The organism is Candidatus Gracilibacteria bacterium (genome assembly GCA_028687475.1).
Taxonomy (GTDB): domain Bacteria; phylum Patescibacteriota; class Gracilibacteria; order BD1-5; family UBA2023; genus STC-74.
Window position 1 is genome coordinate 389,267 of the sequence record JAQUAB010000001.1, and the last position, 15,176, is coordinate 404,442.

General features: G+C 41.1%; 11 protein-coding genes. 7 read left to right on the plus strand and 4 right to left on the minus strand.

Features of this window, described 5'->3' with window-relative positions; genetic code table 25:
- The first annotated feature begins 87 nt into the window (after positions 1-87).
- Positions 88-237 carry a hypothetical protein gene (locus PHY14_01960; GenBank protein ID MDD2693672.1) on the plus strand — a complete coding sequence of 50 codons (150 nt, stop codon included), beginning with the start codon at positions 88-90 and terminating at the stop codon, positions 235-237.
- A gap of 107 nt (positions 238-344) precedes the next feature.
- On the opposite strand, the gene PHY14_01965 is transcribed toward PHY14_01960, so the two are convergent.
- Positions 345-2,501 carry an adenylate/guanylate cyclase domain-containing protein gene (locus PHY14_01965; protein ID MDD2693673.1) on the minus strand — a complete coding sequence of 719 codons (2,157 nt, stop codon included), beginning with the start codon at positions 2,499-2,501 and terminating at the stop codon, positions 345-347.
- A 60-nt stretch (positions 2,502-2,561) separates the two neighbouring features.
- Between PHY14_01965 and PHY14_01970 the strand changes: the two genes are divergently transcribed.
- Positions 2,562-2,894, plus strand: coding sequence for a hypothetical protein (locus PHY14_01970; protein MDD2693674.1), 333 nt, complete (start codon positions 2,562-2,564; stop codon positions 2,892-2,894).
- A gap of 151 nt (positions 2,895-3,045) precedes the next feature.
- Here the strand turns inward: PHY14_01970 and PHY14_01975 are convergent, their stop codons facing one another.
- A complete protein-coding gene (locus PHY14_01975) occupies positions 3,046-3,678 on the minus strand; it encodes a hypothetical protein (GenBank protein ID MDD2693675.1) in 633 nt (210 codons plus the stop codon).
- A gap of 106 nt (positions 3,679-3,784) precedes the next feature.
- Here PHY14_01975 and PHY14_01980 point away from each other — a divergent pair, with 106 nt between their 5' ends.
- The 5 genes from PHY14_01980 to PHY14_02000 all read left to right on the plus strand — a co-directional run bounded on the left by PHY14_01980 (position 3,785) and on the right by PHY14_02000 (position 10,218).
- Complete coding sequence (locus tag PHY14_01980) at positions 3,785-4,447, plus strand: GNAT family N-acetyltransferase (GenBank protein ID MDD2693676.1); 663 nt, start codon at positions 3,785-3,787, stop codon at positions 4,445-4,447.
- A 9-nt stretch (positions 4,448-4,456) separates the two neighbouring features.
- Entirely contained in the window at positions 4,457-5,338 is an 882-nt protein-coding gene (locus PHY14_01985) for a succinylglutamate desuccinylase/aspartoacylase family protein (protein ID MDD2693677.1), read from the plus strand.
- A gap of 221 nt (positions 5,339-5,559) precedes the next feature.
- On the plus strand, positions 5,560-6,273 hold the full coding sequence (locus PHY14_01990) for a hypothetical protein (GenBank protein MDD2693678.1): 714 nt from the start codon (positions 5,560-5,562) through the stop codon (positions 6,271-6,273).
- Positions 6,274-6,330: 57 nt separating this feature from the next.
- Positions 6,331-8,184 (plus strand): hypothetical protein, encoded by a 1,854-nt coding sequence (locus PHY14_01995; GenBank protein MDD2693679.1) that lies wholly within the window; start codon positions 6,331-6,333, stop codon positions 8,182-8,184.
- A 72-nt stretch (positions 8,185-8,256) separates the two neighbouring features.
- Positions 8,257-10,218 carry a hypothetical protein gene (locus PHY14_02000; GenBank protein MDD2693680.1) on the plus strand — a complete coding sequence of 654 codons (1,962 nt, stop codon included), beginning with the start codon at positions 8,257-8,259 and terminating at the stop codon, positions 10,216-10,218.
- 49 nt (positions 10,219-10,267) lie between these two features.
- Here the strand turns inward: PHY14_02000 and PHY14_02005 are convergent, their stop codons facing one another.
- Both PHY14_02005 and PHY14_02010 read right to left on the minus strand, forming a co-directional pair.
- Entirely contained in the window at positions 10,268-13,027 is a 2,760-nt protein-coding gene (locus PHY14_02005; GenBank protein ID MDD2693681.1) for a hypothetical protein, read from the minus strand.
- A gap of 37 nt (positions 13,028-13,064) precedes the next feature.
- The gene (locus tag PHY14_02010) at positions 13,065-15,158 is read right to left on the minus strand and encodes a hypothetical protein (protein MDD2693682.1); all 2,094 of its coding nucleotides are present in this window, start codon (positions 15,156-15,158) and stop codon (positions 13,065-13,067) included.
- Between the last annotated feature and the right edge of the window lie 18 nt (positions 15,159-15,176).

Genomic DNA, 15,176 nt, shown 5'->3' on the forward strand with positions numbered 1-15,176 from the left:
AAGGATGGGGGTTCGGGGGTGGCAATCGTCCCCAGAGAGAGAATTGAGAAGCAACTTTACAAAATCGAGTTGACACCCCCGAGACCTTTGTTACTTTCGGTCACGAAAGTAAGGAATTGTATTCCTGAACCAGTCGGAATGATAGGAACAGAGGGATTCTCTCCGAGAATGACAGGAAAAACTGGATCTTCGCTTGCGATGACAGGAACATGGATCCTTCGTCACTACATTCCTTAGGATAACATTTTTCTTCGCCAATCGTACTTCAAGATGGAGAGATCCTTCACTTCGTTCAGGATAACGATTTTGTATCCACTCCTGCTACGCATTCGCGGACAAAATCGTTATTTGTGTGTCATATGATACACTCCATTCTCGAGATGTGTTTCTCCACGAATCAGAGAAATACACCGATTCATCATCACGAGCGACGGTGGATCAATATCTTTCTGATTTGCCCAAATTTCTCATGCATCATGGTACTTCCCTTCTCGATAAAGCGTGAGAGCTTTCTCATAGTTCTCATATATGATTCTATCAGTGATATCCTTCGTGAAACCAATAAGCTCATAGATTCGGACTCCTTCGGATTTCCCCTTCACGGCAATAGTATCCAGTTCACGGACAAAGAATTCGTCCGAGAGTCCTGTACGAGTACCGTGCGAGAGGATAATATGGACATTGTATTCCTTCCCTGTTCCCTCAAGTCTGGAAGCGAGATTCACCGTGTCTCCGAGAACCGTATAGTTGAATCGATCCTGTGAACCAATATTTCCCACCATCACATCGCCACTCGCCATTCCCACTCGGAAATCAATCGGATCCATACCATGTCTTGTGATATCAGCATTGAACGCTGGAAGTCGCTCTCGCATGAGAAGCGCCGTACGACAACCACGAATAGCATGATCTGGAAGCGCAAGTGGCGCACCGAAAAATCCCATCACCGCATCACCGATATATTTATCGAGCGTTCCCCCTTGTTCGATGAGGATATTCGTCATGTTCGAGAGATAGGAAGTCATGAGCGAGAACAGATCCGTCGGCTCTAATTTCTCCGAAATCGTCGTGAATCCCGCAATATCGGAAAATAACACAGTCACATCCTTGTGTTCACCACCGAGAACGATATCTTCGTCTTTCTCAGCAATTTGTTCGACTACACGTGGATCCACATAGTGTCCGAAATTTTTCTGGAGTTCGCGTTTCTCACGATCCACGATGAAGAATCGGTAGATGAATGTGAGTGGAAAAGAAAGAATTGTTGCTACAAATACAGGAATGATGCTTATCACTATTCTTTGGACATCATACATATAGCGGCCAAAAAATATCACAACAATAAAAAGTATTCCAGCAAGAAGAGGGGCAATAAATTTTGGAAGAAGATAATATCCTGTAACGGATAAGAGTGTCAGTATGGTAATAAAAATATAATATGGAATTCCTGAAAACTCTCGCAGGAGTTTATCCTGGAGTAATCAATCAAGCATATTCGCATGAAGTTCTACTCCTGGTATATCTATACCCGCATATGGAGAATTGACGGTATCATGAAGAATAGAACCATCTTCACCAATGAGTACAATCTTTCCTTCAAATGTTTTCTTCAGAAGAGGTTTATAATTCTTCAATCCAAGAATACCCACTGCCCCAGTAGATGAGATACCGGTATTTATATCGACTCATTTCTTTCCGAATCTTCTTAATCATTCATCCAAAATATATGATCTCGAGAGTCAGAAATAGGTATTGAGATATTTATCATTTTCAATAAGAGGAATATTTCTCTTACCAACATTCAATATTGATCATGTAGAAATAGTTTCTGGCGTCTTTTCTCCAATATACTTTCTGTAAACGGCAAGTGCAAATGATTCCAAGATATTTTCAGGATAATGAAGCGGAAGAGTATAATAACTTGGGAGATTTGATTGTGCAAGAGTAGCATACGTATCGGGGTTATTCACAAACCCCCAAGTTGTTCCTGTATAAATCGATCGTGGTGAATTCTCACAGCCTATTACATCATTTGATTCATTAATATTGTCTTTCTGGCAATTCCCTCATCCACTATCTAGTTGTGTTGCCAGAACAATATTGTTATATTTTTTTAGTCCTTCAGCAAACTGCTTCTCATATTCATCACGATTCTGGAAGATAATATCAATACCTATAGCCTTTACTCATGCTTCTTCGAGCATATCTATAACTTCGAGGTACCAGCTTTTCGGAATACGAAGACTTCCATCTGCTGCACCGAAATGATTATTGGCCTGAAGCTCATTCATCATCTGGGTATCAATAGGAATCACAATAATATCATCACTTTTTTTGATTGTGTGTTGATAGATCATGTTCTGAAATATTCCTGAACGATAGATAAAATACTGAGTGGTTTTCTGAAAATACTCAGAACCAATCACATAAATGATTCAAATCAATACAAGAACGATTCCCCATATTGCGAAAATATGTTTGAGATTTTTGAGTTTGTGCATACACTGAGAAACCAAGAGAAAGCTCCGATTCCAGAGCAGTATATCCTAATATTTCCATCTATGCAAAAAACGACACTTCACACGCTCCTCCGCGAAGAAATCCTTCGCGCAGTGACATTTGGTTGAGTATTTTTCGTCATCGTGATCGCGACACTCGCATGAGTCGCGAATGCTGCAAGCGGTGGACTCTTCGGAGATATCATGGAGAAAATCCTCGGACTCACACCAGGACAACTCTCATCATACACTGGAGATGGTACTGTGAAAAATGCTGCAAAACTCGATGGGAATGATGTCAGCAAGTTCCAGAAAATCGCGACTCCAGGACAAAGTTGTGGATCGAACCAATGTATTTATGGATTCGATACTTCGGGGAATATACTCTGTAGATAAAATCTCATTCATATATTATATTCGACACACACTAAAATATCCTATAAACATAGGATGTTTTTTTCGTCAAATCTTGTTACCAATATTGGAAAGGAATACAAAATGGAACCAAGATACAGGAAAATTACAGAACAAACCTCTGGCAACACAACTAATCCATCAATAAGTTCATCCCCTTCTTGATATCCTCTTCCTTCATAATAATCCCGAGTTCATGATACGTCGAGAGAACTTGAATAATATTTACTCCATGAAATGCGAGTCGTTTTGTAATGTTATAAAACAATCACGGAGTGGAAATCTCTAGATCCGAAAGCTCTCAGGAAATGAGTCCAAGTCACGATACGACAAGTATCTGGAGACTTTGGGGGAATTTTTCTTGAATAATATTCAAATCATCTGTCTCAAAAATAATATCAATCTCATGCATTCATTCTATCATAGTAAAGAATCATTTGGTATCCCTTCTTCTCTCGGTCATGAACTGTGTAACGAGTTCAATACTCTTCGGGGAACGAACGAGCGTCATAATAGAGAGTCCTGTTCTGGTAGAGATTCTTGAGAAATGATTTCCGGAAGACAAGCTAAAATTCTCTCGGAGCTTCATCCGAGAAAGTGCCATCTTGATAGCGTGAACTGATACTGACTTCGCTGCTTCTTTCTCCACTTGTTTCTGGATATATTCAGCAAATGCTGTTAGATTCAAGAAATTATAACTCAGCGCTTCTTCGAGAAACGCTTGTCTCGTCACAATTTCAGTGATGATGTCTGAAACTTTTCTCATATTGTTCTATATGTAACAAAATATTATTGATATAGAACATATTAGTTACTTTCGTGATTTTTACAAAAAAATATTTATAACCAAAATACTTTATTTTTATTTCTCTATGTATTCCGATAATTCTCCTGTACAGATACTCAATATGCTCGAACTTCGAGAACAAAACCAGAGTCTATATGAAACCCTTCCTGGGCAACTTCATTCGATATCAGCTCGAGAAGAAGCACTTCTAGAAAGAAGCACTCAACATTATACAACCCAAAGAAACTATAATCAGATCGTTATCGCAACTACAAGAAATAGAGTGATTGGTAGTGTATGAATGCTTCCTGTTGCGGATGGAATATGCGAGGTCAGTGGTGCATGGGTACATAGTGAATTCCGATGACATGGTATCTGAGGTCAACTCCACAAAAAACTGAAAGAGGTAGCAGTATCAGCTAATCAGATACTATATTCCACGGTAAAACCTCATATTCCATGAAACTTTCCGGAAGTTCTCATCAATATAAAAGAGCTGTGAGCCATTCCAGTCTCATTTTCTCAGCTTTCAGAAAAAAATCCTGAAGCCTTTCGCTGATGTTGTGCATGCAGTGAAAGAAAAAATCATGAATATTGCCCCGATCGGGATCATACCTGTTTTCTGTTAATGCAATGAGCTCGTCGAGAAGATGCGGAAATAATACTCAATTCACCAGGGTGGAAGAATGCGATAGATGAAAAAGGGAGAGATACCTTGATTCATCATATCGATCAATATATCTTGTAACTATAAAATATGTCAACAATTCAGTATCATATCTTCGATTCGTGATTGCCATGAGATACGATTGCCATATTCGGTGGTATCCATGGGAATGAGACCTCTGGTATCCAGGCGGCTCTACGGATCGTAGAAGATATCCGTGAATGAAATAGCATCCTCGCAAAAGGAAGGCTCATCGTAATTCCTCTATGTAATCCTCTGGCTCATTCAATATGAGTTCGCTATGTAGAGAAAAATCTCAATCGATGCTTCATGCGAACTCTACCAGCAAATCCTTGCCAAGAGGAGCTCTACGCTCATGAAATCATGGATATTCTCGAGACATATCAAGTATCCAAACTCATGGATCTCCACTCAACTTCTGGACCATCCATACCATTTATGTTTGTGGAAGAGAAGAATCTTGATTTTGCCCAGAAACTTGGAATATCTCATGTTATCATAGGCTGGGATAGGCTCGGAGATGGTGTGCTATCGGGTGACAGTGAGGGATATATGAATAGTTTCCCTGGAAGGATGGGATTCACGTTCGAGGCAGGAAATCACAACAATCCAGAGTGAGCAAAAAATGCGTATCAGATGGCGCTCAACTTCCTCGTTGCCAATATGATGATAGATATGCGATATTCTCATACTATTGGCAGAGAAAAGATGATTATCAAAATGAAGGATGTCTATATCCTCGAGTGAACGAGCTTTGAATATGCTATCCCAAGTATAGAGAATTTTTCTCTCATAGCCCCTGGAAGTGGGCTCATTGGATATTCTGTAGATGAGGGTGGAACAAGAAAACCTATCTTTGCAACCCCATGAGATATCCTCGTAATGCCCAAAGCATTCGATATTCACCAATGAGAGGAAGTGTTTTTCTTGGGAGAAAGTATCCCTTCATAAACCAATTCCCGTTCACATATTGTATACATTCCACGACAAAATATCCTACGAAACATAGGATATTTTCTTCGTCAAAGGATCTATTGCCATCAATATCAGAAAAGGGATGCGGAATATAGTCAGAAAGCTCAGAGAATCAAGAAAATAATGAAAGAATATATTGACGATGGTAGGAATATGGTATAAAATACGTGCGTTATTATTCGTTTACTGTATCTATTATGGCAGAACTCGGAAAACTTGCTGGCGTACTTGCTACAACTGTTGCTCTTGCTGGAAATCCTCAAGCTCAGGAAGCTGCTGATTTTTCTGCTCTCGCTGAGAGTGGATATCCAGGGGTAAGCGAAGTTATCAGCAATACTCAATCTCGAATGATTCCTCTCGCAGAAGAGACAAAACCGATTCTTCTCGCACAAGCAAACGTAGAAACTGATGGGAAGGTATATGTTGCCTACGTGATACAACAGGATGGGAGTAAGAAAGAAGTGAAATATACAAAGAGTGCCCAGGGAATAATCCAGCCACCAATAACGAATAATGGAAAACTTGTTGACGGCAGTTCTTCAACATGAGATGAAGGAAAAGACAGAAGAATGAACAGAAGTATTCTTGTGAAGTATGATAAAGATTCTCAAGTATTACTCGCCTTAGTGGACAAAAATGATATCATTCGAAAGACACAAAGAGATCTAGAAACCCTTGTAAAGCTCGTTGAAAGTGGTAAAGAAATTACTAGAGAACAATTATTTAAATGATTTATTGCTGCATATATCTATGTAAATGCTTGAAAAGATGCAAAATGAATGATTCAAGGTATGGAAACAATAGCTAAAATAAAACTCAAGATGAGTGATAAAGAAATTAGTGACCTCAAGAAAGATGCGTCCAAACAAGCAACAGATATGTGGATTGGTGCAACTTGAGCACTCGGATAGACGGTTTTTTGCACTCTACTACAAAATATGATATCCTAATTGGGATATCATATTTTTATGTCTGAACAACAGAAACAGGCTCTAGAACCTGAGCAAACATCAGAACAGCAATCACTTATAAAACTCATACAGAGTCTCCAACTTCCAAAAGAAGTCATTTCGAGTATTGAAGTAATAAAATGAAATGATAAAAAAGATTGCATTGATAGTTTACAAGATATTCAAAAAGATATCTCCGAATGAAAAATCTGAACATCAGACGCCTCAGATAAAGCAAAAGATACTCTTATAGCATATGGAATAGTTATAGATAGTAAATGATGAGAGAATTGAAGTAAACCAGAAATTACTACCGGGAAAGAATGACTAAAGGTCGTGAATAATAATACTGAATATAATGAACGCTTTATAAAACTCTCCGAAGATCTCAATGCTGTCAAATCCCTCGACCCAACCATCGTTAATACTGAACTCGAGAAAGCAAAACAAGAAAAACCAAATCTTCCTCCTGAACTCACCAAAACTATTGCAGAAAAAACTGGAGTAGCCATAGGAAATGTCAGTGAAGTAAGTGCAAAGTGAGGAGTGAAACAGCAGGATATCACCAACATGATTGATGCCTACTACCTCTCGAATCCTCAAGTGGAAGCGAACATCAAGAAAGCAATTCAAGTAAAAGAATCAGGGAGACAATTCGGAAAAGAATTCGATGAACTCCGCAACAGTGCTCGACATCTCGATATTCCAGTCTATGAGACAGCTCAGAATATCGAAAAGCTCATTCCTGATAAATCTGATACAACACAGAAATCAGTAATTTCCACTATTAATTCCCTCACCAAAGAATCTCCCAACACCCTCATCACCCGCACAGGTGACAAGCTCACATGGGATGGAGCAAGAGAATGAGAAAAGTTCGAGATCGATATGAGTGTCCATCCACCGAAGCTCTCTAAATCCCAAGATAACCTCTCCATCAGCCGAACGGAAGTTCCAGAGAATCCAGAACTCAAGGGTGCACGGGAATCGCTCGACAGGAGCAAGAATACTTATCAGGAAGCGAGCAAAGATATCCATAGTGATTTGAAGAACGCATGATACTACCAGAACCTCGATGGCTTCTCTATCGAGGAGGTCGAGAAGGCTTTTTCTGGAGGACAATTCGACACCTACCGCGAGAAGATACAGAATGCTCGAACACCCGAAGAACAAGAAAAACTCCAACAAGAAATCCGTACACAAGCCGCACAATCAGAAGGAATACTGACAAAGAAAGGTTTCGCCTACATGGATCAGATCCTCTCTGAGAAGATCGAGATGGGAAAAATCGGTATCGAAAATGCTGGATGAGAAACTGCAACGGAACGAGATCTGAATGAGAAACTCCGTGCGCTCGAGAATCTGAAGTCCAGTGACAAGCTCACGAAATATGTGAATGCTCGAAGAGAATACGAAAAAGAACGTGAAGCAATCAAAAAAATAGAAACTCCTGGAGTAGATACTTTCTCTGAGAATGCTTCAGAGACGCTCAGCATTCTCAATTCTCTCGGCTATGGAGAACTCGGTCAACAGTGACTCGATGACCTCCTAGAAGCCATGAATCTCCACAATAAGTGAACCGTCGAACCGATTGACCTCAATAGAAATCCAAAACTCGATAATGCTCAGAAAAAATCACTCAGGACTCTGAGTGAAGACATACTCCAGAGATTTCAAAGAAAGGCAGAAGAGTCAGGAAAAACCGCTCCAACCAATTTCCGAGAACTCTGGCATGGAATCAGTTTCGGTTTTCAAAATTATGAACGATTTCGAAATGATAATTGGAATACTCGTGAAAAACGAGAACAATTTCTCTTCCAGAATCCAGAAGCAGAGAAAACACCAGAACGTCCAGAAGAAAGCACAAAATAAGTCCAAGAAACCTCCAACAATAATTGCAAATATCCGCTTTTGTATACAATAAGAAAAATAACTTTTCTCACTATGCGCAAATTCCCTGTCATTGTCGCTCTGGTTCTCATCATAGTCGGATGAGCCTATGCTCTCGTCGTGAATCTCCTTCCTGACAATAGTCGATTCCCACGAGTTCCCACAGGAGATGGAACAATCGGATGAGCGATAGCGAAAATCCTCGGCACCACCGACCTCGCGAACTACATCGGTGATGGAACGGTCGCGAATACGAATATGCTGAGTGGAGTGACCGCAGATAAGCTTCTCAAAGCTCAAGATATCTGTCTCGCACCGAATGTCTGGATCAAGACCGATGCAAATGGAAAACCCGTATGTGGATCATCCAATATGCTCGCGGTGAATATCGGGACGGTTCAGATAGATACCTGTGTCGGTGCAGCGATTGCCTATCGTGCAGATGGAACTACGAAGACTTTTTCTGATGGGGATATTGTTCTTCAGGGAGATATCGTCCAGACCGATGCAGGATGTCCTATCACCATCGCATTCGCCGATCTCTCACTCATACGTCTCGATGGTGGATCAACTGTCTCACTCGATACTGGAGTGACAACATGAGGACAGAGTATCGCCTACGCTATCCTGAACAATGGCGGACTCTGGGGACGTGTCCTCACCGAGAATGGCGAATATCGCATCGGTAACGATGATATCGTCGCTGGTGTACGAGGAACGTCTATACAGTTCACGAAAGAAGGGGCTTCTCCAACTCCAACGAAAAATGCAAATGGTGATTGGGTATTGCCTCCAGCAACCCCAGGAGGAACCTTCCAGGTGGTACATTCCACTCAACCAGGTGTGAATCTCGAGTGTACGAAAGAAAATACAACAACATTTGTCGGAACTGGAAAAATCGCAACACTTCCAACATCAGGAGATTGTACTCCGACACTCTCGAATCTCTCTGTAGCTGGTGGCTCTATCTATACGAACCCTACCGCCCCAAAGGTCGCAGAAAACACGCTAGCAGACCTCGAGTATATGAGCGAAAGGCGCGCAGTTCCACGTATCAATACGGAATTCGATATCACCAAACCAAAAAATACAAAAGACAAAAATGATATCTGTGATCCTACAGGCACAACAAGTGAGGAATATTGGGAAAATCTTCTCTTGGCTGGTATGGAGCCATGTCTACCACAGGGACTTATTGCTTTTGCGGATTATACTCTCTGAAATACGAATATGTATTTTTTCAACTCCGTTGGCTATTTACGAGCATGAAAACTCGATATAACATGAAAAACTCTCTACGATGATGGATTATTAAAATCCGGAATATCCACTCCAAATGCTGATATCAAATCTACCAATATTGCAGATACAATAAATCGGAAATGATGGAATAGTGACTGTCCTGATGATGACGGACGAGAATTTTGTAAAGATCTGAAGGAACTCCGAAACCTATGATGGAGTGATATTCTTGTGAATATAAACCCAAGCAGTAAAACATCACATCAATGAGGTTTTTATCAATGGAAATATGATGACTGGTATGAATGGAATTATCAAGCAAAATATGTATTCCAACCTCAAACATTCTCATTCAATGGTGGCATACCAATAACAACAGCTGGACAATATATCTCCTATCCACTTCCCCTCTTCCCTGGATGAGCAAGTAGTCTCGCAGGAAGAACAGTGATGATTGAGTTGGGAAGTCCTGTTGGAAACATAACACATATTCCTGCAAAATATTATGTATTAGATTTATGATGATCTCTTAAGGTTTCACTTGAGAACGGAACGTGGAAGTGTTGATGGGTAACATCACCAAATTCTGGGGTATGTAGAACGACAGGCACAACTATTGATCTTATTCCAAGTAGTACATCTCTTACGGTCAATCTTCCTATGAGTATTAATCCAACTCAAATGGTAGTAGGAAATCTGTGGTCACCATCAATTCCATCCGCCCATCTACAAGCCTCAATCTGAACTACAATCAAAAAGATATCTATTCAATAATTATAAAAAGCGTTTCAAGTAGAAACGCTTTTTATATAGTTTAATATAATTATCCATCATTTTTAGTAGAGAGAGTGAATGTTTTCTGGATCTGCCCGGTTCCATTGGAAGCTGTGATGGTAACAGTGAATGTGGTAATATCTCCAAAAGCCCCTTGAGCATCATATATTCCGGAAATCACCCCTGTTAAAGTATTAATACTCAAATTCCCATTTGCATCGTTTGGTAATCCGTTTGCTGAATACGTGATGGTTCTACCGAGAGGATCAGTAACTCATCCTGCATTTATGGTAATTAGACCAAATCAAGCATTGTCACTCACTGTCATATCTGCAAGGCTTGCGAAGGCACCGCTGGCAACTGGTGCAACATCAAGTGTCGTGAAGCTTTGTTTTACTGTTTTCTTTACTGTGAGTGTATTCGTTGCTCCGTTATAGGTCGTATACTGCATCTGCCATGCATACGCCGTATTCGGAGTGAGAGATGATGCAGAGACAAGCTTACCACTCGCATCAGTCACGAGATAGCTGATACTTGGTGTGAAGCCTCCAGGATTATCACTATCAGTTACGCTTCCTCCTACGAAGATGATACTCGTCGCAGTGATCGTCGGAGTTGGGAGAGTGACGACTTCGGCATGGTCGACCAGTACGATATTTTCTGTGAACGTGAGCGATGTTGCCATGCTCGCAGGAGTACTTCCACTTGACTTTGTACGGATGAGAACCGTCTGATTCCCTGGATAGGTAGCACTCGCACTATACCCTGACCATGAAGTTCCACCATTCATAGATACTTCAAGTGTTGCTGGATCAAGAGAACCACAGTTGATCGTATTCGCAATATCATCAGCAGTACATGCTGGTGCTGCTGGTCGTGCCATATCTACAGAACTTGTTGCACGAGTCTCTGTGATAATACGCTTCACCTCCCCAAGTGTTGTAGGATTGGGCTTCAGAATAGGATTGTCGACTGCTTCTCAGACAAGTGTTGCAGGAACTGGAGTTGTACCATCTGCATTCGGACGGACGAATTTCTTCTCTGCTGTGAGTGATGTTGGCTTCGAATCATATTCGAGACTCACACCAACGAGTTCACTCGCACGAGCTGGACCCTGTGCAGGTACATATCTGAGATGTGCTTCCCCACTCCAATGTTCATTGATCTGTCCTGTATATGTCGCAGAGAGGACTCTTGTCTTTCCTTGGGCGTGTACACCGAGACTTGCCTTCCATGTGTCACCATAGTATGTATAATCAGCACCTCCGACTGGACGTGTCCCATTCACAGGATCATTGCTCACTCCTGCTGATGCGACGAGTTGGCCATTTTCTCCGATATCCCAACGGTATCCAGCGAGAAGTGTAGTACGTGAGAAAGCATCCCAAAGAGTAGTTTCTTTTCATTTTATCGTGGTCGTTGTCGTACGGATAAAATTCATAAATGCTTCTTCAGTGACCGTTGTGGAGATAGTGGATTTTTCAGAAAGAGTGGTACTTATTCCCTGTTCATGGAGAAATCGGATAAATGCATTTCGATAGTTCACTTGTGCTGAGAGACTGATAGCACTGAGATCGCCATGATATTCTGAATTCCCGAGAGCCTTCGCTGCATCCTGAGTGACTGCTGCTACACTGATCATACCATTCACTTCCTGAGTGATCTGGAATCCTATAGCGAGGAAGTAACTCTGAAGTTCTGTAGCTAGGATAATCTCGCTTCCGAGTGACCAAGTACCGCTATCATAGACCGTCTTGAATCGAAGTCCAGACCCAGCAGTATTCCCAACAATTGGACCAGCAGAAACAGTGAGACTTTTGGAATCGGCAGGAAGATTCATCTGACTCGCAGAATTCATATCTGAAGAGGTTCCTCAGAGATTATGTGCCTGAGCTTCATATATCCATGCACGGAGAGCTCATTGGACATCACCATTCTGAACGTTCGCAACGAAGTCATCGACCGAAATTTTGGCACCAGGAATGACAATCATATCCTGACCATTGACGTGCTGGAGATGAATTCCTCGTGGTCAGAAACTGGTGTCGAGAATTGAACGAAGTTTATCTACAATTTCCTGATTCCTCCCTACTATTCCATTTGTCTTAGTAGTAACGATCTCTACTACTTCTTGTCAATGAGCCGATGGAACTATCATATCGCCAATCGTCACTCAGACACTCTTTAATGTATCAAAAAATACATTCTGAAACTCAGAAGAATCATCCTCTAATAATCATCCAATATTCTCAATCGTAATAGCTGAATATGTGGGAGCAGGCATACCAGATGCAAGCTGTACACCTGCCAAAGCCATATTTACCGCTGGTGATGCATTTCATTCAAAAAAGAGTGCATCCCCCTTACCTACAGAAACATCCTCCTCAAGTATAGTTCAATCATTTGATGAAACATAAGCTGATTTTGACTTATATTCTCCCAAAGTGAGTACAACTCCATTTTCTTTCTCTATACGCACCTCTCCATTTCTTGGAGAAACTACAACTTGTTCCCCTTGAGAGCGGATCGAATTCATAATAAAACTCAAATCCCATCAAAGCAGATTATCAAGGTCTAATCGATCTTCTTTTGTAGCTGTTTGTTCTCATGCATTTGGTTTGCATCCAATATTCTTGAATGTCGTAACTTTTGAAATATGGTTATGTATCACAAGATACGCTGTATTTCAGAATGACAGAATCCCCATTTGCATACCTGCTACCTTGAAAGCATTCAATGCCTCTGCCAATTGTGCGCGATGAATCCCTACAGACTGAATACTCGGGGATTGTGGATGTATTGAAAGCATATAATAAATAGAAACGAGTAAATAAATAGAAACGTTCTTATCTTGCCCCGATACCTATACTTCGAGGCGTAGCAGTCGTTGGTTTACGTGCCACAATGATAGTATATTTTTGTACAGCTATCTTCTTTGGATCATGAGTATTTTTCATCTCTGCATTACTACGAGTTCTTGTTCTAAGTTTTACACCCAGAGTCAATCCATCTTTCCAATAATAGGAATCAAGCTGGAGTTCTTTGATATCTGTGAGCGGAAGAATAATTTGATTCTGACTGACTTTTGTATCTTTTGCATCGGAAGTAATCTGTATACCAGCTCTTCGAAGTTCATCTGTGAGATTCTTCGGAGCACCCATATCATCTCCGAATGGGAGATATGTATTCCGCGCCGTGAGAATAATAGTACCATTCTCATACGACACTTTCGCGTATGGTCGGAATACTCCGTCGAAAAGCGCTACTACTTCTTCTGGATTCATGGATTCTGAAGCCTGTGTATTGTATCCTTGTGAGAGGAGATGTGCATGAGCTTGTGCGATAGAATCACTCGCATTCTCTGTATCGAGCCAATCGATACTTACACCTGGCATGATACCAAATATTCCGAGCAACACTCCTGCAAGTGCGATCTTGGTTTCTCCGAGTTTTCCTGCAGCGAGATATTCGAGATACATATATTTCACGAGCTTTTTCTCACGCTTGAGAATCTGCAATTTGCGGGCATAAGTAGCAGTATCGAACTGTGAACCCATGAGGCGACCACGAATCGCACGAATATCGAGAATATCAAGTTTTCTTCCTATATCTGATGCAACGAAATCTTGAATACGCTCCATACAAGCATCGACAGTATCACTTGCATTGCAAGAAAATGCTGTCTCAATAAGTTCATTGGATAATTTGATTTTCTCGGTAAATGTTGCCCCTGTGTCTTCTCGGTATCCGAGCGCTATATGTGGTCATGTCAGTCCATACCCAACTCATCCTGATGCTGTTGTCTTGATAGTATTCACATCCGAAAGTGGTGCTGCAGTATATGCTTCCTGATTCAGGGTCTTGGTATAGAAAAATCCTGCCACAGGAAATACTCCTGTCTGACCAGAATTCACTCCAATATTCGCAGTGATACGAGATGATCCATCGAGTTGATACTTCACTCCAACACTTGTCATGAGAACTACTACTGTTCCTTCGCTGGTATCCTGAACTCCAGCATTGATTCCGAACTTGATCTTATATTGTCATACATCCATCTGTTCTCTTCCGGTATTCTGGAGTGACACTTGTGCATGAGAACTTGAATAAGACCCGATAAGTTCTGGCGCGACGACAAGAGCTTGGGCAAGAAGCATATTCTTTATTTCCCCGGAATCGATATTTTTCTGAAGATCGAGAAGTGCCTGCTTGTGAACTGCATCTGTGATTTTTCCTTGAGCCAGAAGCGCATCGATTGTCCTCGGAAGATCCGCTTCGGCACGAGCTACTTCAGCGAGAAGATTTCCATATTCTGGGTGAGATTCGATTATCTGTAGATTCTTCTGCCATTCCGTATCTGCATTTTCACCATATTGGAGGAGAAATTGGAATGGTATTCCCTCGAGAAGAACTGCATTCCATCCAATATGAAATGCCTGAATAAGTTCAGGATTCTGACGTATTGCTTCAAGGAGTGATTCTTTGGTCTGAATATCTGGAATTTCTACACCAGATCGCTTGAATATGGAAGCAACATTCCTATAGAATTGTTCTAATTGTCATTGTTCTATCATTATATTCTCAATATCCGAGATTGATTTTTCTAGTTGATTTCCCGATAACATACCTATATCTCGCTTATCTACATGCCCATCAAGATTAGCATCAGCCAATACTTTCCAAAGAGTATCGAGAGTAGCATGGTTTGCGAGGTCACAACGCGCATATACAGCACGAGCATCAGTGAGATGCTGATGATATTGTGCATCTGACTTATTTGGCTGACATGCCACATTATTCCCCTCCTTTGGAGTAGGAGCATAAGCACTAAAAAAGTAATTCATTAGTTCTTGAGTTCTTGCTTGTACTCCTGGCACCGCTCCAGCGAGAGCAATACCTGCAGCCAATGAGCGCCATACATTGTTTCTAGCATTTTTCATACGAAAAAGTATAAGTAT